Origin of the sequence: Streptomyces sp. NPDC057877, from assembly GCF_042796855.1 — a bacterium.
Taxonomy (GTDB): domain Bacteria; phylum Actinomycetota; class Actinomycetes; order Streptomycetales; family Streptomycetaceae; genus Streptomyces.
On sequence record NZ_JBHVMS010000004.1, the window covers coordinates 490,999 to 511,826 of the forward strand.

Annotated in this window: 18 protein-coding genes; 16 read left to right on the forward strand and 2 right to left on the reverse strand. The window is 69.6% G+C overall.

Annotated features, from left to right (window positions below; translation table 11 throughout):
* Positions 1-164 precede the first annotated feature (164 nt).
* From rplU to ACFVQG_RS13780, 8 genes are all read left to right on the forward strand, one after another.
* The gene (gene rplU, locus ACFVQG_RS13745; protein WP_004931419.1) at positions 165-485 is read left to right on the forward strand and encodes a 50S ribosomal protein L21; all 321 of its coding nucleotides are present in this window, start codon (positions 165-167) and stop codon (positions 483-485) included.
* A 14-nt stretch (positions 486-499) separates the two neighbouring features.
* Positions 500-754 (forward strand): 50S ribosomal protein L27, encoded by a 255-nt coding sequence (gene rpmA, locus ACFVQG_RS13750; RefSeq protein WP_030051735.1) that lies wholly within the window; start codon positions 500-502, stop codon positions 752-754.
* Positions 755-859: 105 nt separating this feature from the next.
* Entirely contained in the window at positions 860-2,296 is a 1,437-nt protein-coding gene (gene obgE, locus ACFVQG_RS13755; protein WP_383380990.1) for a GTPase ObgE, read from the forward strand.
* Positions 2,297-2,439: 143 nt separating this feature from the next.
* Positions 2,440-3,726 carry a hypothetical protein gene (locus tag ACFVQG_RS13760; RefSeq protein ID WP_383380992.1) on the forward strand — a complete coding sequence of 429 codons (1,287 nt, stop codon included), beginning with the start codon at positions 2,440-2,442 and terminating at the stop codon, positions 3,724-3,726.
* Between the two features lie 214 nt (positions 3,727-3,940).
* Positions 3,941-5,437, forward strand: a complete 1,497-nt coding sequence (locus ACFVQG_RS13765) for a D-ribitol-5-phosphate cytidylyltransferase (RefSeq protein WP_383380995.1) — start codon at positions 3,941-3,943, stop codon at positions 5,435-5,437.
* A gap of 204 nt (positions 5,438-5,641) precedes the next feature.
* A complete protein-coding gene (locus ACFVQG_RS13770) occupies positions 5,642-7,696 on the forward strand; it encodes a CDP-glycerol glycerophosphotransferase family protein (RefSeq protein ID WP_383381732.1) in 2,055 nt (684 codons plus the stop codon).
* 260 nt (positions 7,697-7,956) lie between these two features.
* A complete protein-coding gene (locus ACFVQG_RS13775) occupies positions 7,957-9,171 on the forward strand; it encodes a glycosyltransferase family 2 protein (protein ID WP_383381735.1) in 1,215 nt (404 codons plus the stop codon).
* A gap of 228 nt (positions 9,172-9,399) precedes the next feature.
* The gene (locus ACFVQG_RS13780) at positions 9,400-11,520 is read left to right on the forward strand and encodes a hypothetical protein (RefSeq protein ID WP_383380997.1); all 2,121 of its coding nucleotides are present in this window, start codon (positions 9,400-9,402) and stop codon (positions 11,518-11,520) included.
* Positions 11,521-11,600: 80 nt separating this feature from the next.
* Here the strand turns inward: ACFVQG_RS13780 and ACFVQG_RS13785 are convergent, their stop codons facing one another.
* Positions 11,601-13,019 carry a polysaccharide pyruvyl transferase family protein gene (locus tag ACFVQG_RS13785; RefSeq protein ID WP_383381000.1) on the reverse strand — a complete coding sequence of 473 codons (1,419 nt, stop codon included), beginning with the start codon at positions 13,017-13,019 and terminating at the stop codon, positions 11,601-11,603.
* A gap of 288 nt (positions 13,020-13,307) precedes the next feature.
* On the opposite strand from ACFVQG_RS13785, the gene proB reads away from it, so the two are divergent.
* The 5 genes from proB (at position 13,308) to ACFVQG_RS13810 (ending at position 18,360) form a co-directional block, all read left to right on the forward strand.
* On the forward strand, positions 13,308-14,414 hold the full coding sequence (gene proB / locus ACFVQG_RS13790) for a glutamate 5-kinase (RefSeq protein ID WP_383381003.1): 1,107 nt from the start codon (positions 13,308-13,310) through the stop codon (positions 14,412-14,414).
* A 208-nt stretch (positions 14,415-14,622) separates the two neighbouring features.
* Positions 14,623-15,114, forward strand: coding sequence for a hypothetical protein (locus ACFVQG_RS13795; protein WP_383381006.1), 492 nt, complete (start codon positions 14,623-14,625; stop codon positions 15,112-15,114).
* Positions 15,115-15,197: 83 nt separating this feature from the next.
* Positions 15,198-16,484 carry a glutamate-5-semialdehyde dehydrogenase gene (locus tag ACFVQG_RS13800; RefSeq protein WP_383381009.1) on the forward strand — a complete coding sequence of 429 codons (1,287 nt, stop codon included), beginning with the start codon at positions 15,198-15,200 and terminating at the stop codon, positions 16,482-16,484.
* A 105-nt stretch (positions 16,485-16,589) separates the two neighbouring features.
* Complete coding sequence (locus ACFVQG_RS13805; RefSeq protein WP_383381012.1) at positions 16,590-17,186, forward strand: hypothetical protein; 597 nt, start codon at positions 16,590-16,592, stop codon at positions 17,184-17,186.
* A gap of 100 nt (positions 17,187-17,286) precedes the next feature.
* Positions 17,287-18,360, forward strand: a complete 1,074-nt coding sequence (locus ACFVQG_RS13810) for a hypothetical protein (protein WP_383381015.1) — start codon at positions 17,287-17,289, stop codon at positions 18,358-18,360.
* A 41-nt stretch (positions 18,361-18,401) separates the two neighbouring features.
* Here the strand turns inward: ACFVQG_RS13810 and ACFVQG_RS13815 are convergent, their stop codons facing one another.
* The gene (locus ACFVQG_RS13815) at positions 18,402-19,571 is read right to left on the reverse strand and encodes a M48 family metallopeptidase (protein WP_383381018.1); all 1,170 of its coding nucleotides are present in this window, start codon (positions 19,569-19,571) and stop codon (positions 18,402-18,404) included.
* A gap of 102 nt (positions 19,572-19,673) precedes the next feature.
* Between ACFVQG_RS13815 and ACFVQG_RS13820 the strand changes: the two genes are divergently transcribed.
* From ACFVQG_RS13820 to nadD, 3 genes are all read left to right on the forward strand, one after another.
* The gene (locus tag ACFVQG_RS13820) at positions 19,674-19,835 is read left to right on the forward strand and encodes a hypothetical protein (RefSeq protein ID WP_383381021.1); all 162 of its coding nucleotides are present in this window, start codon (positions 19,674-19,676) and stop codon (positions 19,833-19,835) included.
* 131 nt (positions 19,836-19,966) lie between these two features.
* Positions 19,967-20,131, forward strand: a complete 165-nt coding sequence (locus ACFVQG_RS13825) for a hypothetical protein (RefSeq protein ID WP_383381024.1) — start codon at positions 19,967-19,969, stop codon at positions 20,129-20,131.
* A gap of 48 nt (positions 20,132-20,179) precedes the next feature.
* On the forward strand, positions 20,180-20,815 hold the full coding sequence (gene nadD / locus ACFVQG_RS13830) for a nicotinate-nucleotide adenylyltransferase (RefSeq protein WP_383381027.1): 636 nt from the start codon (positions 20,180-20,182) through the stop codon (positions 20,813-20,815).
* The last annotated feature ends 13 nt before the right edge of the window (positions 20,816-20,828 follow it).

Sequence of the window (20,828 nt, forward strand, 5' to 3'; positions counted from 1 at the left end):
ACCTTGACCGTCGGCATGTCCGTCCACAGAGACACGCCACATCCCCGTAAACCTCTTCCTCCCGGGCACCTGGTTGCCACCGGTTGGTCGGGAGAGGCCGCGTCCGTCGAGACGGGCGGCTGGACTGCGGGGGTGCCGTTCCCGAGCGAGAGAGTGAGATCCGCGTGTACGCCATCGTGCGCAGCGGTGGCCGCCAGCACAAGGTTGCTGTCGGTGACATCGTTGAGGTTGACAAGATTTCCACCGCCAAGGTTGGCGACACGGTCGAGCTCTCGACCCTGCTCGTTGTCGACGGCGACGCCGTGACCAGCGACCCGTGGGTGCTGGCCGGTATCAAGGTCCAGGCCGAGGTCGTGGACCACCACAAGGGCCAGAAGATCGACATTCTGCGCTACAAGAACAAGACCGGCTACCGCCGTCGTCAGGGCCACCGCCAGCAGTACACGGCGATCAAGGTCACTGAGATCCCCGCGGCTGCGAAGTAAGGGACTGAGGAGAGATGGCACACAAGAAGGGCGCATCGTCCACCCGTAACGGTCGTGACTCCAACGCTCAGCGCCTCGGCGTGAAGCGCTTCGGCGGTCAGGTCGTCAACGCCGGTGAGATCCTGGTCCGCCAGCGCGGCACCCACTTCCACCCGGGCGCCGGTGTCGGTCGCGGCGGCGACGACACGCTGTTCGCGCTCCAGGCCGGTGCCGTGGAGTTCGGCACCAGCCGTGGCCGCAAGGTCGTGAACATCGTTCCGGTCGCCTGATCGGAAGCTTTCGCGAGGCGGACCTCACTTCCCTCCGGGGAAGCGGGTCCGCCTTTCGCGTGTTACACCCAAGACATTCGCGTACGTAACTGGAGGCACCCCACCATGACCACCTTCGTGGACCGCGTCGAACTGCATGTCGCCGCGGGTAACGGAGGCCACGGCTGTGCCTCCGTCCACCGTGAGAAGTTCAAGCCGTTGGGCGGCCCGGACGGCGGCAACGGCGGCCGGGGCGGCGATGTGATCCTCACCGTCGACCAGTCGGTGACGACCCTCCTGGACTACCACCACTCCCCGCACCGCAAGGCCACCAACGGCAAGCCCGGCGAGGGCGGCAACCGCTCCGGCAAGGACGGCCAGGACCTGGTCCTGCCCGTGCCGGACGGCACCGTCGTCCTCGACAAGGCGGGCAACGTGCTGGCCGACCTGGTCGGGCACGGCACGTCGTTCATCGCCGCGCAGGGCGGCCGGGGCGGGCTCGGCAACGCGGCGCTGGCCTCCGCCCGCCGCAAGGCGCCCGGGTTCGCGCTGCTCGGTGAGCCGGGCGACCTCCAGGACGTCGTACTGGAGCTGAAGACCGTCGCCGACGTGGCGCTGGTCGGCTACCCGAGCGCGGGCAAGTCGTCGCTGATCTCGGTGCTGAGCGCGGCCAAGCCGAAGATCGCGGACTACCCCTTCACGACCCTGGTGCCGAACCTCGGTGTCGTCACCGCGGGTTCGACCGTCTACACCATCGCGGACGTGCCCGGTCTGATCCCGGGTGCCAGCCAGGGCAAGGGGCTCGGTCTGGAGTTCCTGCGCCATGTGGAGCGGTGCAGTGTGCTCGTGCACGTCCTGGACACCGCGACGCTGGAGTCCGAGCGTGACCCGGTCTCCGACCTCGATGTCATCGAGGAGGAGCTGCGGCAGTACGGCGGCCTGGACAACCGGCCCCGGCTGGTCGTCCTGAACAAGATCGACGTACCGGACGGCAAGGACCTCGCCGAGATGGTGCGGCCCGACCTGGAGGCGCGCGGTTACCGCGTCTTCGAGGTGTCGGCGGTGGCGCACATGGGGCTGAAGGAGCTGTCGTACGCCCTCGCCGAGCTGGTCGGAGCGGCGCGTGCCGCGCGGCCCAAGGAGGAGGCGACGCGGATCGTCATCCGGCCGAAGGCCGTGGACGACGCGGGCTTCACCGTCGAACGCGAGGAGGACGGCCTGTTCCGGGTGCGGGGCGAGAAGCCCGAGCGCTGGGTGCGGCAGACCGACTTCAACAACGACGAGGCCGTGGGCTATCTCGCCGACCGCCTCAACCGTCTCGGCGTCGAGCAGGAGCTGGTCAAGGCCGGGGCGCGCGGCGGTGACGGGGTCGCGATCGGGCCCGAGGACAACGCGGTCGTCTTCGACTGGGAGCCCAGCGTGATGGCCGGGGCGGAGATGCTGGGGCGGCGCGGTGAGGACCACCGCCTCGAGGCCCAGCGTCCGGCGGCGCAGCGGCGCCGCGACCGGGATGCGGAACGCGACGAGGCGCAGCGCGAGTTCGACGACTTCGAGCCGTTCTGATCTTCCCGTCTTCCCGCGGTCGCTGAGCGGGGCGGGCCGGTCGCGGTCCGTCCCGTTGTGCGGGAGTTGTGCCCGCGGAGATTCACCAGACCTTCAGAAGCTCTCAGCCAGAACTCAGAGATGTCTCTTACCATCCGTTGACCATGGAGACGGACTGTACGCAAGATGACAACTGCGTGAACGCTGTCGCGGGGTCCCCGCTGCCCGTGGGATCCCCGCTGCCCGTGGGGTCCCCGCTGCCCGCGGGGACCCGGCTGCTGCACATCGGCCCCCACAAGACCGGTACCACCGCCATCCAGGGCGCGTTGTTCGCGGCGCGGGAGCGGATGCGGGAGCACGGAGTGGAGTGGCCGGCGGACAGCAGACACCCCATGGGAGCCGCGCTGGCCGTGTCCGCCCGGCAGGGGATGATGGGCGACGCCGCGCCCCGGCCGGAGCAGTGGACCCGGCTCGTCGAACAGGTACGGGCCACCGGCGACCGCACCTCGGTGATCAGCAGCGAGTTCTTCGCCGACGCCCCCGACGACGAGTCCGTCGCGAGGATCGTCGACGACCTCGCCGGGTCGTCCGACGGCCCCGACGGGGCCGGACCGGGGGCCCGGGAGCGGGTGCATGTGCTGGTGACCCTGCGTCCGCTGGCGAAGATCATGCCCTCGCAGTGGCAGCAGTACGTGCAGAACGGGCTGCGCATGGACTACGAGACCTGGCTGGAGCACATGCTCCGCAAGCCGCCGTACGACAAGCCCAATCCGAGTTTCTGGCAGCGGCACCGGCATGACCGGCTGGTCGAACGGTGGGTACGGGCCGTGGGCGCGGATCGGGTGACCGTCGTGGTGGTCGACGACCGTGACCGGGACGGTCTGATGCGGACGTTCGAAGCGCTTCTCGGGCTTCCCGAGCATCTGCTGCGGCCGGTTCCGGAAACGGCGAATCGTTCCCTCAGTCTGGCCGAGACCGAAATGCTCCGTCATCTCAATGTGGAATTCCGCGCACATGATCTTCCCGAGCAGCTGTATTCACGACTGATCCGGCACGGCGCGATCATGCATATGAAGAGTGTGTGCGCCCTCACGCCGCAGGACGTGAGAATCTCCACGCCCGGCTGGGCGGTCGAGGCGGCGGCGAAGATCGGTGCCGAGATGGCCGACCGGATAGGGGAGACGGGAGCGAGGATCGTCGGCGATCCGTCGCTGCTGTCCGCCGTACCGGAACGGAGGGACACCGATCGGGACGCGAGTGACGTGCGACTCGCTCCGGAGACGGCCGCCCAGGCGTTGTACGGCGTGCTGGCCGCGGTCGCCGAGACGCCGTCGGCCCGGTCGGCCCGTCCGGTCACGCCCCTTCGGACGCACGGCGTTCAACAGACGCCGTCGAAGGAACTGATGAAGGTGTTGGGCCGCCGCTGTCTGAAGCGGCTGAAGCGACGCTGAGCGCACTCGGCCGTCACTCTCCGCAGGCTCCGAGGGCTGTGGAGTTACTCACAGCTATATGTGCAGGGTTCGCGGGAGTTCTCGCCAATGACCAAGGGTGCAAGGTGAATGGCAGGTTGCGTGCCCATATGCAGCGGGGATCGCTCACCTTGCATCGCGGTAACCACAAGTGGGACCATTTGCAAGTTCCCTGACGCCCCAAGGTAGGTCACCTGTGTCCCAGCACATAGCCAAGCCCCGTACCACCGCAGTGATCCTGGCCGGTGGCACCGGTCAGCGCGTGGGTCTGTCGATCCCCAAGCAGCTGCTGAAGATCGCCGGCAAGGCAGTCATCGAGCACACGCTGGCCCTCTTCGAGAAGGCCGACTCCATCGACGACATCATCGTGCTGATGGCGCCGGGCTATGTGCCGGACATCGAGAAGATCGTGGCCAAGGCCGGGTTCCAGAAGGTCCGGAAGATCATCGAGGGCGGTGCCACGCGGAACGAGACCACCGAGCGGGCCATCTCCGCCCTGGGTGAGGGCCTGGCCGAGGGCGAGGACGTCAACGTCCTCTTCCACGACGCCGTGCGCCCGCTGCTGTCGCAGCGCGTCATCGACGACTGCGTCGCCGCACTCGACCGCTACCAGGCCGTCGACGTCGCCATCCCGTCCGCGGACACCATCATCGTGACCCGCACCCACGGCGAGGACGGCGAGTTCATCACCGAGATCCCGGACCGCTCCCGGCTGCGTCGCGGTCAGACGCCGCAGGCCTTCAAGCTGTCGACCATCCGCCGCGCCTACGAGGTCGCCGCCGGTGACCCCAACTTCCAGGCCACGGACGACTGCTCCGTCGTACTCAGGTACCTGCCGGACGTGCCGATCCACGTCGTCGCGGGTGACGAGTACAACATGAAGGTCACTCAGCCCGTCGACGTGTTCATCGCCGACAAGCTGTTCCAGCTCGCCTCGACCGCCACGCCCGAGCAGAACGGCGAGGAGGTCTACCGCGAGCTGCTGACCGGCAAGACGGTCGTCGTCTTCGGCGGCTCCTACGGCATCGGCAAGGACATCGCCGAACTCGCCGAGTCCTACGGCGCGAAGGTCTACGCCCTGGGCCGCTCCACCACCGGCACCCATGTGGAGAACCCCGAGGAGGTCGACGACGCGCTGTCCAAGGCGTACGCCGAGACCGGGCGGATCGACTACGTCGTCAACACCGCGGGCGTGCTGCGCATCGGCAAGCTCGCGGAGACCGACAACGCCACCATCGAGGAGGCGCTGAAGGTCAACTACCTGGCCCCGGTGCAGATCGCTCGTTCGGCGTACAAGTACCTGGCGGAGACCAAGGGCCAGCTGCTGCTCTACACCTCCAGCAGCTACACCCGCGGGCGCGCCGAGTACAGCCTGTACTCCTCCACCAAGGCGGCCATGGTGAACCTCACCCAGGCCCTGTCCGACGAGTGGGCCGCGGACTCCATCCGCGTCAACTGCGTCAACCCGGAGCGCACCGCGACCCCGATGCGCACCAAGGCGTTCGGCCAGGAGCCCGCGGGCAGCCTGCTGTCCTCCGAGGCGGTGGCCCGTACCTCGCTCGACGTGCTGCTCTCCGAGCTGACGGGGCATGTGATCGACGTCCGTCAGCAGGACCCCACGGCCAGCGCGAGCAAGGCGTCCGGGTTCGAGCAGGCTCTGGCTTTGGTCCTGGACCGGCAGGACGACATGTAATAATCAGCGGCATTAGAGCCTTACTCATCAGGCCTCTGCGGGTTCCCTCATCACGACGGTGAGGTTGCCCGTAGGGGCCTGAATCCGTAATCCGATGTATTTTCTCATACTATTCACATTTTCAGCTGTAGTCGATCACAAAAACCGGCATCTCCCTCACAGAGCAGGTTATCCGTGATATCCACCGCTATTCGTGTCGCCCGGGTGGGCAGTGCGGCCGAACTGGCCGCAGCGGTCCTTATGACGTTGGGCTATCCCTGCCTCATGGTGGCGGCGCTCGTTCCGAGCATCCCGGTCTTCGCGGCCGTGGCCGCTGTGACGTATCTGGCAGACCACTATCTGCACCGCAGAAGCAGCTATCTGATCAGCATCCTGAGCAGGATCCGCGCCGGGCTGTCGATCCGCTTCCTGATCAGACAACTGCTCCTGGTGCTGCTGCTGGCCCGCCTCGCGCTCTCGGACGACCTGATCTTCTACGGTGCCATCGCCTGCTTCATCGCCTTCTACGGCCTCCAGGCCCCCCATGGCGCGCTGATCACGATGATCCGCAACCGCCGCCGGATGCCGGTCGCCACCCGCAACATCGACCTGGCCGCCCGCATCCGCATCCCGGACGCCCCGCCGCGCGTCCTGCTGCACCGCTCCGCCGAGAAGATGCTGCACCTCGACCTCGCCGCGTTCGCCGGCATACTGGTCTCGGCGTTCCTGGACGAGCCGCTCGCCGGCTATCTCGGCATCACCGGCACCCTGGTCCTCAGCTGTGGCTACGTCCTGGTGCTCGGGTCCTACATGCGCAGCCGCAGGCTTCCGAACGACCAGAAGGTGCTGGCCGCCGTCGACAACTGGCTGCGCGAGTACCGCCCCGAGACGGTGCTGTACTTCTCCGGCTCCAGGGACTCGGCCTACCAGGTCAACATGTGGCTGGAGACCATGGAGCGGCTGGAGACCCGGCCGCTGGTCGTCCTGCGCGAGCGGGCCATCCTGGAGAGGCTCGCGCCCACCACGGTCCCCGTGATCTGTGTGCCGGGCGGCGTGCACCTGATGAACCTGGACCTGTCCACCGTGCGGGTCGCGCTGTACGCCGCGAACGTCGGCAAGAACATCCACCTGCTGCGCGTACCGACCATGAAGCACGTCTTTATCGGCCACGGCGACAGCGACAAGATCGCCAGCGTCAACCCGTACAGCAAGGTGTACGACGAGGTGTGGACCGCCGGACGCGCGGGCCGCGACCGCTACGCCATCGCCGACGTCGGTGTCCGGGACGACAGCATCGTGGAGGTCGGCCGACCGCAGCTGGCGTCGATCCGGTCCTGGCGGGGCGTGCCCGACGGTCGCGTCCCGACCGTGCTGTACGCGCCGACCTGGGAGGGCTGGGACGACAACCCCGGCAACACCTCGATCCTGCTCGCGGGGGAGAACATCGTCCGCCGCCTGGTCGCGGCCGACCCGCCGGTCCGCGTGCTGTACAAGCCCCACCCCTTCACCGGCACCCGCAGCGCCGCCGCCAAGGCCGCCCACCAGCGGATCAAGGCGCTGGTCGAGAAGGCCGCCGCCGAACGCGCCGCCGACGTCCGCTTCACCACCGACGCCGCCGTCGAGGCCGCCGCCCGCGCCGAGCTGACCCGGATCGAGGCCCGACTCGCCCAGTTGTCGGCCAACGGCACCGAGAAGGGCGACGAGGCCGAGGCGAGCCGGGACGGCCTGGTCGACATCGCCGGGCACGAGGAGATCGCCCGACTGCGGGCCGAGTGGAACGACGCCTACTGGCGGTCCTTCCCCGCCTGGCAGCACCGGGTCGTCACCGGCGCCGAGCCGCGCCTGTACGACTGCTTCAACGTCTCCGACGCGATGGTCTCCGACATCTCGTCCGTGGTCTCCGACTTCATCGCCAGCGGCAAGCCGTACGCGGTGACGGACTCCGCGGAGCTGGGCGTCGAGGAGTTCAAGCGGCAGAACACCGCGGTCCGCGCGGCGGTGATCCTCTCCAACAGCGCGGCCGAACTCGGCGAGCTGCTGGCCGCGACGCGCGACCGGGCCGACGATCCGCTGGCGGAGGACCGCGCGGAGCTGAAGCGCTATCTGCTCGGCCCCGACGAGCCGTCCTCCATCGAGCAGTTCAACACCGCGGTCGCCCAACTCGCCCTGAAGGCCGAGGCCCGCAACCTGGGCCAGGAGTCCCGGTCGGCGGCCGAGGCCACCGAACCCCCGGAGGAGGCCGACGTCCCCGAGGCCGCGAACGGTGTGAGCGCGGGCTGACACTCAGGCTGGTCCCCCTGCCGCCCCCTGCGCGCGTCCACTTCGGCCCCCCGAGGAGCACCCTCGGGGGGCCGAAACGTCGGGCGATGCCGCACAGCATGTGAAGTGCCTCACCTTCGAGATCGCTGGGCAACGGTGAGTTCCGCCCGCCCGTCTAGTGGTGAGCGAAATGAGATGCAGGAGGAAACTCCTGTCGAAGAGGGGGACAACAAAGCGTGGACCAGGCTGATGTCACCGTGGTCATCGGGGCGTATGAGGCGATGCCCTATCTGGTCGACTGCCTGGCGTCCGTGGAGGCACAGACCATTGCCCCGGACCGCCTCGAGGTCATCGCGGTCGACGATGGTTCGACGGACGGAACAGGGGAGTACCTGGAGGAATTCGCCGACCAGTCGCACCTGCGGGTGACGGTGATCCGCCAGGAGAACTCCGGTGGCCCCAGCGGTCCGCGCAATGTCGGCCTGGGCCTGGCCACCGGGCGCTACGTGTTCTTCCTCGACGCCGACGACCGGCTGGGCGCCGAGGCCCTGGAGCGGCTGGTCGCCATGGCCGACAAGGCGGGCACCGATGTCGTGCTCGGCCGGGTCGAGGGCGTCAACCGCAACGCGCCCCAGTCGATGTGGCGCCGCACGGTGGAGCGCGCCGACGTCTTCTCCTCCAACATCAAGTTCACGCTCAGCGCGCAGAAGCTGTTCCGCCGCTCCCTGCTGGAGCGGCACGGCATGCGCTTCGACGAGTCCCTGTACACCGGCGAGGACGCGCTGTTCACGATGGAGGTGTACCTGCGCGCCGACGGCGTCTCCGTCGTCGCCGACTACACCTGCTACTACCTGGTGGGCCGCAGCGACGGCAAGCATGTGACGCAGAGCGGCCACTACACGCAGCGCTTCGACTCCGCCCGCGCCCTGACGCGCCTCATCGCCGAACTCGTTCCCGAGGGCGAGAAGCGCGAGAAGCTGATGGTCCGGCCGTTCCGCGTCACCCTGCTGCCGCAGTTCGGGCCCCGCTACCTGGAGGACAGCGAGGAGGTCCGTCGGCACAAGTGCGAACTCGCCGGGCCGCTGCTGGACGCCTACTGGACCGAGGGGCTCGCCCGCCGTCTCAAGGTGCACGAGAGGCTGCGGCTGCACCTGGTCGCCGCGCGGCGGCCCGACCTGCTGCTGGACGTCGTGGAGTTCGTCGCGGCGGAGAAGGAGCCCCCCGTCCGGCTGGAGAAGCGGGGCACGCGTGTCTACTTCGCCTACCCGCACTTCCGCAAGCGCCGGGCGCGCGTCCCCGATGTCGTCTACCTCGCCGAGCCGCCCGAGGCGCGGGGGGTGCCCGGGTACCGGGAGGAGGAGGCCGGGGCGAAGGCCGCGGCCAGAGCCAAGCCCTCGGTGAAACCGAAGCCGTCGCTACTGCGCCGGGTCGTCCGCAAGTCCAGGAAATGGCGCCGGAGCCGTCGCCCGGAGACGGTCGGAGGACGGACCTCCTGACCGAACGGCCGCGGGGCGGTGTTCCAGGTCACGAAAGGGCAAGCGAAGCGCTGGGCGTGGGCGGCGAGCATGCCAATCCCAGGTAAATTTAATCTGTCGCGGTGGTGTACAACCATTGGCCTCCCTCGCAGGTCGAACAGGAGTACCGCGGCACCCGCGCTGCCGCATGCATACCTTGAAGAGGAATCCTTGCCCATGATGATCCGCTGGTTGTGCACTGTCCTGCGCGTGCGCGGGAAGGCCGACCTTCTGCTGGTGTTCCTGTTCGGTGCCAGCTTCGCGGCATTGCCCGTGCTCGCGCTGCTGCCGTCGCTGTGGGGCTTCGTCGCCGCGGTGACCGTGAGCTATCTCACGGACGAGATGCTGCACTCCCGTGCTCCAGGCTTCATCCGCAGACTGGCGACGCTGCAACTCACCCGCACCATGCGGTTCGCCGCTCGCATGGTCATGCTGCTCGCCCTCGCCCAGCGGATGGGCGCGTCGGCCACCGTCCTGGTCGTCGGGCTGGCCGCGTTCAGCGTCCACTTCGCGATCGTGATGCTGTACTCGGCGGTGCACCGTGCCATCCGCGCCCGCAGGACGCTGCCGGTGATGGTGCGCAACCTCGACATGAGCGGCGCGGGCATCCCCAAGCAGCCGCCGGCCTACCTCTACCGGCGCTTCCTGCGCAAGCTGCTGCACCTCGACGTGCCGGCGCAGGTGGGTCTGCTGGTCGCGCTGATCGTCGACGACGTGTACCCCGCCTACGCGGGCTTCGCCGTGATGACCGGGCTGGCCGTGGCGGCGCTGCTGGCGCTGCTGTGGCAGTTCCGCAGGGCGCGCCGCACCCCGCAGGCGGACGAGATGATCGCCTCCCTCAACGAGCAGCTCGCCGACTACCGCCCCGAGGTGGCGCTCTACTTCAGCTTCGCCGCGGTGTCCCGGGACTTCATGTACCAGGTCAACATGTGGATCGAGACGCTGGAGCAGCTGGACATGCGTCCGCTGATCATCCTGCGTGAGCGCGCGTCGTTCCGCTTCCTGAGCCGGACCTGGATCCCCGTCGTCTGTGTGCCGAAGGCGGACGACGTGGCCAAGTTGGAGCTGCCCGAGGTCCGGGTCGTGCTCTACCCCGGCAACGCGGGCAAGAACGTGCACATGCTGCGCGTCGCCGAGGCCAAGCACGTCTTCATCGGACACGGCGACAGCGACAAGCTCGCCAGCAGCAACCGTGTCAGCAAGGTGTACGACGAGATCTGGGTGGCTGGCCGCGCGGGCCGCGACCGCTACCAGCGAGTGCGGCACGCCATCAGCGACAGCGCCATCGTCGAGGTGGGCCGTCCGCAGCTGGCCCCCATCCGGCTGCACGCCGACCACACGCCGGGCCCCGAGCCGGTCGTCCTGTACGCCCCCACCTGGGAGGGCTGGAGCGACGACGACTGCCACACCTCGCTGATCCCGATGGGCGTGACCCTGGTCGAGAAGCTCCTCCAGGAGAACGTACGGGTCATCTACAAGCCGCACCCGCTCACCGGCAAGCGCTCGCGTGAGGCCGCCGCCGCTGACCAGGCCATCAAGGAGATGCTCCAGGCGGACAACGCGCGGCACGGCGGCGCGAAGGCGGAGTCCGCCATCGCCGCCGCGCGGACGCGGCTGCAGAAGATCGAGGACCGGCTCGACGAACTCGCCGGGCAGGCCGAGGGCGACGACGCCGAGCAGACCCGTCAGGCCCGGGTTCCCGACCGGGACGGCGGCACCGAGTGGCAGGACCTGAACGCCGAGTGGCACCGCGTCTTCTGGGAGAGCCACGCCGCCGCCCGGCACCATGTGATCCTCAAGCGGCTGCCGACGCTGTACGAGTGCTTCAACCAGGCGGACATCCTCATCAGCGACGTCTCCTCCGTGGTCGCCGACTTTGTCGCCAGCCTCAAGCCGTATGTGCTGACCAACGCCCATGACCTCCCCGACGAGGACTTCCGGGCCGCGTACACCACCGCGGGCGGCGCCTATCTGCTGGACAGCGCGTGTGAGCGGCTTCCGGAGATCCTGCGGTCGGTGCGCGAGCCGCGCCACGACCCGATGGCGGAGAGCCGCCGCACCCTCAAGGAGTACGTGCTGGGCCCGGACCGGCCGACCTCCATGGCGCGGTTCAACGCGGCCGCCCTCGCGCTGGCCGAGAAGGGCCGGGCCGAACTGGCCGAGGCACCGACCGAGGGACACCGTCCGGTGGTGATCCCCTCGCAGCGCACCGACTCCTTCAACATGCCCGATTCGGCGGAGGCTTCGGCCCTCCAGCAGACCGACGGCCCGGATCCCGCCGAGCAGACCGACCCGGCGGACCTGGTGGGTCTGGTCGACCCCGCGGGGTGACCCGCACCGTCTCGTGAAGCCCGAAGGCCGGGCGCCGCACCTGCGGCGCCCGGCCTTCGGGCTTCAGCGACTCGCGTCGGTCACTTCGACGACAGCCGCTTCATGATGCCTCGCGACCGCGCGGGAATTCCGCCCTTCACCTGGGTCTCGAGTGCGGAAAGCCGGTCTTCCTGCTGGGCGATCTGCGTTTCCAGCTTCTTGATCCGGGCGGCCTGCGCGGCGGCCTTCTTTTCTGCCTTGGCCGTCGTGTCCAGAAGCTGCTCCCTGAGCAGCGTCATACGGAAGAGCAGATCGGCCTGGTCGTGGTCCTCAGTACGCCGGTACGGCTCGGTGAATTCCGTGGCGGCGACCTTCCGGTCGTACTCCGCGCCACCGTCGCCGTGCTCGTAGACGTTCTGGAAACCGTTCTTCGTGAGGAAGGCGAGCAGTCGCTGGAATCCCTCGTCGTAATGCTCGTTGAATGCCGAGTAGTCGGCCTCGGCGTAGAGGTCCGCGACGTCGACATCGGCGGGGATGTCGCCGAGGACCTTGTGCGGAATGTGGTGGTAGCGGGCCAGTTCGAGGGTCCGCGAGTCATGGGCGAACACATAGGCCGGGGTTCCCGCGGCCAGGGCGGCGATATTGCCGTGAATTCGCGTTCCGACCGCGAAGTCGTACTCCTTGAGGACGTCGATCCAGCTGTGCGGCTCCAGCGGCACGCACACGTCGGCGGAGCGCAGCAGCGGGTGGGAGCCGAGGTCGGGCATGGGCGCGTACCGCTCGGCGGCCACCGAGGTGTCACCCCAGAAGAGGGTCTGCAGGTCCCTGCTCTCCTGCGCGAAGTAGGTGAGGTCGGGGTGCTGCTTGAGGATCGAGGCGTTGATCGCCGACGCGTGCTCGGCGTTGGCCAGCCGCAGCGCGGTGGACAGCGCGATCCTGGCGTTCTCGGGCAGCGCCCGCCCCGCGGGATTCTCCATCCGGAACTGCGGACCACGGAAGTACACCGAGGGGCAGCCGATGACGTCGACGTCCTTGAAGCCGAGTTCACCGAGGTAACGCTGGGTGAACTCACCGCGAACACCGATCGACGCGGAATGGTCGAGTACGGCGCCGATGAACCGCTTGACGGCGGAGTTGACGGGCGCGAGGAATTCGGTGTCGTAGCTCAGCGTCGCCTGCGCGCCGACGCCGATCACGACCACCGGCACCTTCAGCTTCCTGACGAGGTCGGCCAGGATGCCCAGGTGTCGGACGAACTTCTTCTTGAACGCGTTCGCCATGGGAATCACGAAGACATCGCACTCTGCGTTGATCCGGGCGGCGTCGGCGACGGTGAGTTCGGCGAAGGGGGTGGTGTCGACCTGGATCTCGGTCTTGCCGGGCACATACAGGTGCTTGTACGCGGCATTCGTGTACATCAGGTTTCCGACGTTGCCCCGGATGTGGTTGCGTACCAGGGTGCTCTCGGTCGTGGGCACACTGAAGGGGTCGTTGCCGGCCTGTATGAGAATGCGCTTCATGTTCTGTCCTCTGCTTTGACGGAGAAAAGCAGTCGCAACGGAGCAGAGGCGAATTCCAAGTGTTGGCAGTCGCATTGAAACAGCCCAACATTCCTCAACTACTGCGACCAGCAGGCGGAATCCTAGCACGCACGCTTGTTCGGTCTTGTTTGCGTTATTCCCCGGAGTGCACTTCCGCCAAGATCAAAGCCGGTCGCGGCGGTCGCCCTCCTTCGCGTAGATTGCCCGCAGGGTCAGCCGGAGCGACGCGAGGGGACGTAGAGCAAGGTGGCAGGGGCAAGGCAGGCCGTGACCGAGGCCCGCAGGATCGTCGTCAAGGTGGGTTCCTCCTCGCTGACCACCGCGTCGGGAGGCCTGGACGCCGACCGGGTCGACGCGCTCGTGGACGTCCTCGCCAAGAGCCGCAGCGGGGGGGAGAAGGAGGTCGTCCTCGTCTCCTCCGGTGCCATCGCCGCCGGGCTCGCCCCGCTCGGGCTGCGCCGCCGACCGAAGGACCTGGCCCGCCAGCAGGCCGCCGCCAGCGTCGGCCAGGGCCTGCTCGTCGCCCGCTACACCGCCTCCCTCGCCCGCTACGGCGTCCGGGTCGGCCAAGTCCTGCTCACCAGCGACGACATGAGCCGCCGCGCCCACCACCGCAACGCCTCCCGCACCCTCGACAAGCTCCTCGCGATGGGCGCCCTGCCGGTCGTCAACGAGAACGACACCGTCGCCACCGACGAGATCCGCTTCGGCGACAACGACCGCCTCGCCGCCCTCGTCGCCCATCTGGTCCGCGCCGATCTGCTGGTGCTGCTCTCCGACGTCGACGGCGTCTACGACGGCGACCCCGCCAAGCCCGGCACCTCCAGGATCGCGGAGGTGCGCACCCCCGAGGACCTCGCCCATGTCGACATCGGCAGCGCTGGCAAGGCGGGCGTCGGCACCGGCGGCATGGTCACCAAGGTCGAGGCCGCCCGGATCGCCGCCGCCGCCGGGATCCCCGTGGTGCTGACCAGCGCCGTGCACGCGGCCGACGCGCTCTCCGGCAAGGACACCGGCACCTACTTTTACCCCACGGGCAAACGCTCGGCCGACCGCCTGCTCTGGCTCCAGCACGCCTCCGCCCCGCAGGGCGCGCTCACCCTGGACGACGGGGCGGTCCGGGCGGTCGTGGAGCGGCGTACCTCGCTCCTCCCGGCCGGGATCGCCGCCGTCGAGGGCGACTTCAGCGCGGGCGACCCCGTCGAGCTGCGCGACGGACGGGGGCACGCGGTGGCGCGCGGGCTGGTCAACTTCGACGCCAAGGAGATCCCCCGCCTGATCGGCCGCTCCACCCGTGAACTGGCCCGCGAACTGGGCCCGGCGTACGAGCGGGAGGTCGTCCACCGGGACGACCTGGTGATCCTGCACGGCTGATCCGGCTCCCGGTTCCGGGAACCCCGGCCGTCCCCGCTCGAACCGTCGGCCGAAAACAGGGAGAACGGTCCGTAAAGGGACCCGCCCTGAGGTGGACGTTCCGCAAAAGTGCCCCACGAACCCTTGCGGCCTGCTCAACTTTGTCTCAGGGACACATTCCGCACCAGCGCTGCGGGGCACCGCAGAGCACCGCACGAAGGAGGCCGCCGTGAGACGAGTGCGCCCGGGGGCAGCCGCGTCCCGTGGCGGCGCTGGTGGGGGCTTCGGCCGCGGGGCCGGTGAGGAACGCGCCCTGACCAGCGTCGCCGCGGGCGACCGGTACGAGGGCGAGGGCGTCGGCGGCGAGCGGCCCGAGGACACCCCACGGCTGTGGCATGTCACCCTCAGCGTCTCCGGCGAGGCGGCCCCGCTCGGCGAGGTCCGGCGCGCCCTCGAGCAGCTCGCCCACGACCACCCCTTCCTGCTGACCAGCCGCTATGCGAGCGACCACGCGGAGATCCGGTACTGGGAGGAGGCCCGCGATCTGCACGACGCCGCGGCCGTCGCGCTGCGGCTGTGGGGCGAGCACCGGCAGACCGCCGGACTGCCGCCCTGGGAGATCGTCGGCCTGGAGGTCATCGACCGCGCCACCTACCACCAGCGCGTCGCCGAGGGTTACGGCCCACCACCCGCGTCACCCGTAGGCATCCACCCCTTCTGATGCGGGGCCACCCCTTTTCGCCGGGTGTCTCGGGGTTTGGGATGCCCGGCATACCGGCCCGTGCCGCGCACTACCCTTCCCCCATGACCACGCTCTCGCCGTACGACTCGATGTCCCCGGTCACCCGGGCCGCCTACCGGGCCAAGGCCGCCGCCGCCGACCTCGCCCCGCTGCCGCGGTCCGTGAAGGACGACGCGCTGCTCGCCATCGCCGACGCGCTGGAAGTCCGTACGAGTGGCGTCGTCGAGGCCAACGCCCAGGACGTGGCCAAGGCGCGCGAGGCCGGGACCAGCGAGGCGATCGTGGACCGGCTGACCCTGACGCCGGAGCGGGTCCGGGCGATCGCCGCCGACGTGCGGGACGTCGTCGCGCTGCCCGACCCGGTCGGCGAGGTCGTCCGCGGCTCCACCCTCCCCAACGGCATCGACCTGCGCCAGGTCCGCGTGCCGCTCGGTGTCGTCGGCATCATCTACGAGGCCCGCCCGAACGTCACCGTCGACGCCGCCGCGCTCTGCCTGAAGTCGGGCAACGCCGTCCTGCTGCGCGGCTCCGCCTCCGCCTACGCCTCGAACACCGCCCTCGTGCGGGTCATCCGGGACGCCGTGGGCGGCGCCGGGCTGCCCGCCGACGCCGTGCAGCTGGTCCCCGGCGAGAGCCGCGACAGCGTGCGGGAGCTGATGCGGGCCCGCGGCCTGGTCGACGTACTGATCCCGCGCGGCGGCGCCTCCCTCATCCGGACGGTGGTCAGCGAGTCCACCGTCCCGGTGATCGAGACCGGCACCGGGAACTGCCATGTCTATGTCGACGCCCAGGCCGACCTGGACATGGCGACCGAGATCCTGATCAACTCCAAGGCACAGCGGGTCAGCGTCTGCAACGCCGCCGAGACGCTGCTGGTGCACCAGGACATCGCCGCCGAGTTCCTGCCCCGCGCGTTGGACGCCCTCGCGGAGGCAGGGGTGACCGTGCACGCCGACGAGCGGGTGCTGGCGTACGCGAAGGACTCCCGGGCCACCGTCGTGGAGGCGACCGCCGAGGACTGGGAGACCGAGTACCTCTCCCACGACATCGCCGCCGCCGTCGTCGACTCCCTCGACAAGGCCGTGGAGCACATCCGGCTGTGGACCTCCGGCCACACCGAGGCCATCGTCACCACCTCGCAGCAGGCCGCCCGCCGCTTCACCCAACTGGTCGACTCCACCACGGTCGCCGTGAACGCCTCCACCCGGTTCACCGACGGCGGCCAGTTCGGCTTCGGCGCGGAGATCGGCATCTCCACCCAGAAGCTGCACGCCCGCGGCCCGATGGGCCTGCCCGAGCTGACCAGCACGAAGTACATCGTCACCGGCGACGGGCACGTACGGCGCTGAGGCATCCGGGGGTGCATATGCGCCCGGCATGCGCCCCCGGTGCACCTCCGTGCCGTGGGGAAGCCGCCTCAGCGGGCGGATGAATTTCCATACGGTCTGCCCAAATTGACCCCTCAGGTCTACGCTGGATCCGTGCCGGAGGACGTGGGGGGCACGCCGTTCCCTGACGGCTGGATGCCCGACGACGACCACGACCGCGGGGTGTCGGACGAAGAGTTCGCCTCCGTGGTCTTCGACGAGGCCTTCGTACGCGCGGCCAAGGTGCACGAGCCGACCGCCGTCGAACGCCTCCTGGCCGCGGCCGAGGCGAGAGCCGAGGCCTCCGAGGCCGAAGCCCGCCGCACCCGCCCCCGAAGCGAGCGCTACGACGACGTCTACGGCCCGGGCGGATTCGGCCATGATCCGGACTACGACCCGGACGACCCCGACGCCTTCGAGGACGGCCGCCACGGCCCCCCGGGCTCCTACGGCCGACAGGTCCGCTGGCACCGCCCCGTCGCCTGGGTGCTCGCCCTGGTCATGGGCGTCGGCATGGTCGTGCTGGCCTTCGCCGCCGTCTACCGCGGCGCCTCCTCGGGCCGCCAGGACCAGGTCCCGCCGCCGCCCGCCTCCACCGGCCGGGGACAGAGCGGCGTGGCCTCTCCCTCCGCCTCGGCCGACTACTCCCAGCCACCTGTCTCCGTGGTGCCCCGCACGCCCTGAGCGACCCCCGGACGGACAGCGCCGCAACTGGTGAGAACCTGCCAGAACTTGGCTCGTAGCCGGGCGTTTACGGTGCGCTCCGGCGACCTACCCTGAAGATATGGGAGGGCCCGGAAACCCGCCTGAGGGGACACCTGACGGCACACCCGGAGGCGGGGACGACGAGTACCGATCCGTCGTGTTCGACGAGTCGTTCGTCCGCGCTGCCCGCCTCCAGGAGTTCTCCGCCCACGAGCGGACCACGGAGCACGCCCCCGCCGTCCGCAGCCGCCCACAGCTGCACCGGGGGCTGTCCCGGCAGGCGCTGATCCTGGTCATGCTGATCGCCGTCGCCTTCGGCGTCGCGCTCTACATGGGCGTACGCCACCCCTACGACAACCCGCGCGCCACGAGCCAGCCCGTCGAGCCCCTGCGCTCGACCGTCGTCCCGCTCGCGCCCAAGGCCGATGTGCCCGGTGCCTCCGACGTCCAGCGGCTGTTCGAGAACAGCCCCGCCGCCCGGTACCGGATCGGGGCCGGGGGCATCAACCTGCCCATGGCCCGGCGTACCGCCAACTTCTCGGAGAGCCAGATCGTCGGGGCCCTGACCACCGCCAAGGACTACCTCGTCCGCTCCTCGCTCTACCCCGAGGTGCTCTCCGGGGAGCAGACGCGGCCGGTGCGCATCCTGATCGACGGGGACCAGCTCGACCAGTTCGACCGCAGCTTCCAGCAGCCCACCGCCGACGGACGGCACGCGCCGACCGGCTGGCTGATCCGCTTCGACCCCACCGTGGCGGAGCTGGCCTCCGACGAGATCCGGGTGCAGGGCAGCCTGCGGGTCACCGAGGCGGACTCGGCCACCCTGGAGATCACCTCGGACCACACCTTCGTCTACGCGCTGCGCCCGGCGGGCTCCGACGCCAAGGCCGAGGCCTCCCTCTTCACCGTCCGGCGCCAGCTGCACTTCCGCTTCGGCCGCGACGACCTGCGGCTGCGCCAGACGCAGCTGATCGGCTCGTCCACCCAGGCGGGGCCGCTGTCCTGCGCCGCCGACTCCGCCAACCATCTGCGTCCGCTGCTCGCGGGGGAGACGGCCACCGGCGGCGGCCCCGCGGGCACCGACCCCTACTCCGGCGGCGGCGCCACGGCGCTGTGCGGGACGCTGGCGGATCGGGCGCAGCCGAAGCTGTGAGGGCGATCCGGGCGCTCGGAGGGAGCGTCCGGATCGTCGGATCAGTCCTCGTCGCGCGGAGGCTGGTCGGTCGGCGGGGCCTCGGTCGTGCCCGTTCCGGTGGTTCCGGTGGTTCCGGTGGTCCCGGTGGTCCCGGTCGTGCCCCGGGTGCCCGTCGCGCCGCCCGCCGAGCCCGCGAAGCCCTCGAAGCCGCGCCGCACCCGGCTGCCCAGGTCACCGGCGCCGCCCGCGATGTCCGTGACCAGCTTCATCAGCGGGTCCTTGGAACCTCGCACATGGTTGGCGTAGTGCGACGCCGACTCCCGGAAGGACTCCGAGACCTTGGTGTCCTTGTCCTCGTCGCGCCGCGGGTAGTGGCCGTCCATGATCCGCTGGTAGTCGCGGGAGGCGGCCCACTTCTTCAGCTCGGCCGCGCGGACCGTGGTGAAGGGGTGGGAGCGGGGCAGCACGTTCAGGATCTTCAGGACGGAGTCGCGCAGGTCGCCGCCCGCCTCGTACTCCTCGGCCTGCTCCAGGAACGCGTCCACGTTCATCTCGTGCAGGTGGTTGCCGCCCGCGATCTTCATCAGGCCGCGCATCGACGCCTGGAGGTCCTGGCCGACCAGCAGACCCGCGCGGTCGGCGGACAGCTCCGACTTGCGGAACCACTCCCGCAGCGCGGTCACGATCGCCATGATCGCGACATTGCCCAGCGGGATCCACGCCACCCGCACGGCGAGGCTGGTCAGGAACAGCAGGATGGTGCGGTAGACGGAGTGCCCCGACAGGGCGTGGCCGACCTCGTGGCCGATGACCGCCCGCATCTCCTCCTCGTCGAGCAGCTCGACCAGACCGGTGGTGACGACGATGATCGGCTCGTCCAGGCCGATGCACATCGCGTTCGGGGTCGGGTCCTGGTTGACGTACATCGGCGGGACCTTCTCCAGGTCCAGGATGTAACAGGCGTCCCGCAGCATGTCGTTGAGGTGCGAGAACTGCCGGTCCGAGACCCGCACCGAGTCGGAGAGGAACAGCAGCCGCAGACTCCGCTCGGGCAGCAGTCCGCTGAGCGCCTTGAACACCGTGTCGAAGCCGCTGAGCTTGCGCAGGGCGACCAGGGCGGAGCGGTCGGCTGGATGCTCGTAGGCGCGCGAGGAGATTCCGGGGAAGCGCCTGCGCTGTCGGCTCGGTACGTGCTCGTGCCCGTCCTGCTGGTGGCCGTCGTCGGACATCTCTTCCCCCAAGCGTCTCAAGTGCTCTGGCTGCCCCCGAGGCAGTGCCCAGCCTAGGCGGAGTTACCGTGGACGGGCACCACACCGAAGGAGTCCCGCGCCATGGAGCACACCCCCGCAGCCGCCTGGCTCACCGAGGCCGCGAACGCCGCTCAGCAGCAAGGGGCGGGGAATCTGCTCCGGGTCGTGATCGTCGTGATGGTGCTGGGCTGTGTGCTGGCCGCGTGGTTCCTGCTGCGGGGCTACAAGCGGAAGGACGACTGAACGGGCGCGAAGGTTCCCCCGGCCCCGCGCGCCCGGCGCCAATGGCGGAGTCGGCGTGATCGCCGCCGTGGCCGACGCTTACGATGAGCCGACGTCTTTATCCCGCCCACACCGGATAGGTCCTGCCGAAGATGAGCTTCCACAGCACCGCTGCCCAGTTGGTCACCCTCGCCGCCGAGGGCGAGGAGCACGGCGGAAACCACGAGAGCCTCAATCCCCTGCTCATCGGGGGCGGCGCGTTCATCGCCCTGATGCTGCTGCTGTGGGTCACCACCCTCTTCAACCGCGACCGCTGACCGGGCGTCCGGCGGGGTCCACAAGCCGGGCCGGTATGGTCTGCACGCATGGGAGAGCAGGACATGCCTACCGGTCCGGTGAGTGACACACGCGGCGGCAAGCGCCGCCTCGGTGTCATGGGTGGGACGTTCGACCCGATCCACCACGGGCACCTCGTGGCGGCCAGCGAGGTCGCCGCGCAGTTCCACCTCGACGAGGTGGTGTTCGTGCCCACCGGCCAGCCGTGGCAGAAAAGCCACCGCGCGGTCTCCCCGGCCGAGGACCGCTATCTGATGACGGTCATCGCGACCGCCGAGAACCCGCAGTTCTCGGTGAGCCGCATCGACCTCGACCGGGGCGGACCCACCTACACCGTGGACACCCTGCGGGACCTGCGCGTGCTCAACCCCGAGACGGACCTGTTCTTCATCACGGGCGCCGACGCCCTCGGCCAGATCCTCACCTGGCGGGACTCGGCCGAACTGTTCTCCCTCGCGCACTTCATCGGCGTCACCCGGCCCGGTCACCATCTCAACGACCCCGGGCTGCCCGAGGGCGGTGTCTCGCTGGTCGAGGTTCCCGCCCTCGCCATCTCCTCGACGGACTGCCGTGCGAGAGTCGCCAAGGGCGACCCCATCTGGTATCTGGTGCCGGACGGAGTCGTGCGCTACATCGCCAAACGAGAGCTGTACCGCGGCGAATGAGCCGAGAGGGGCA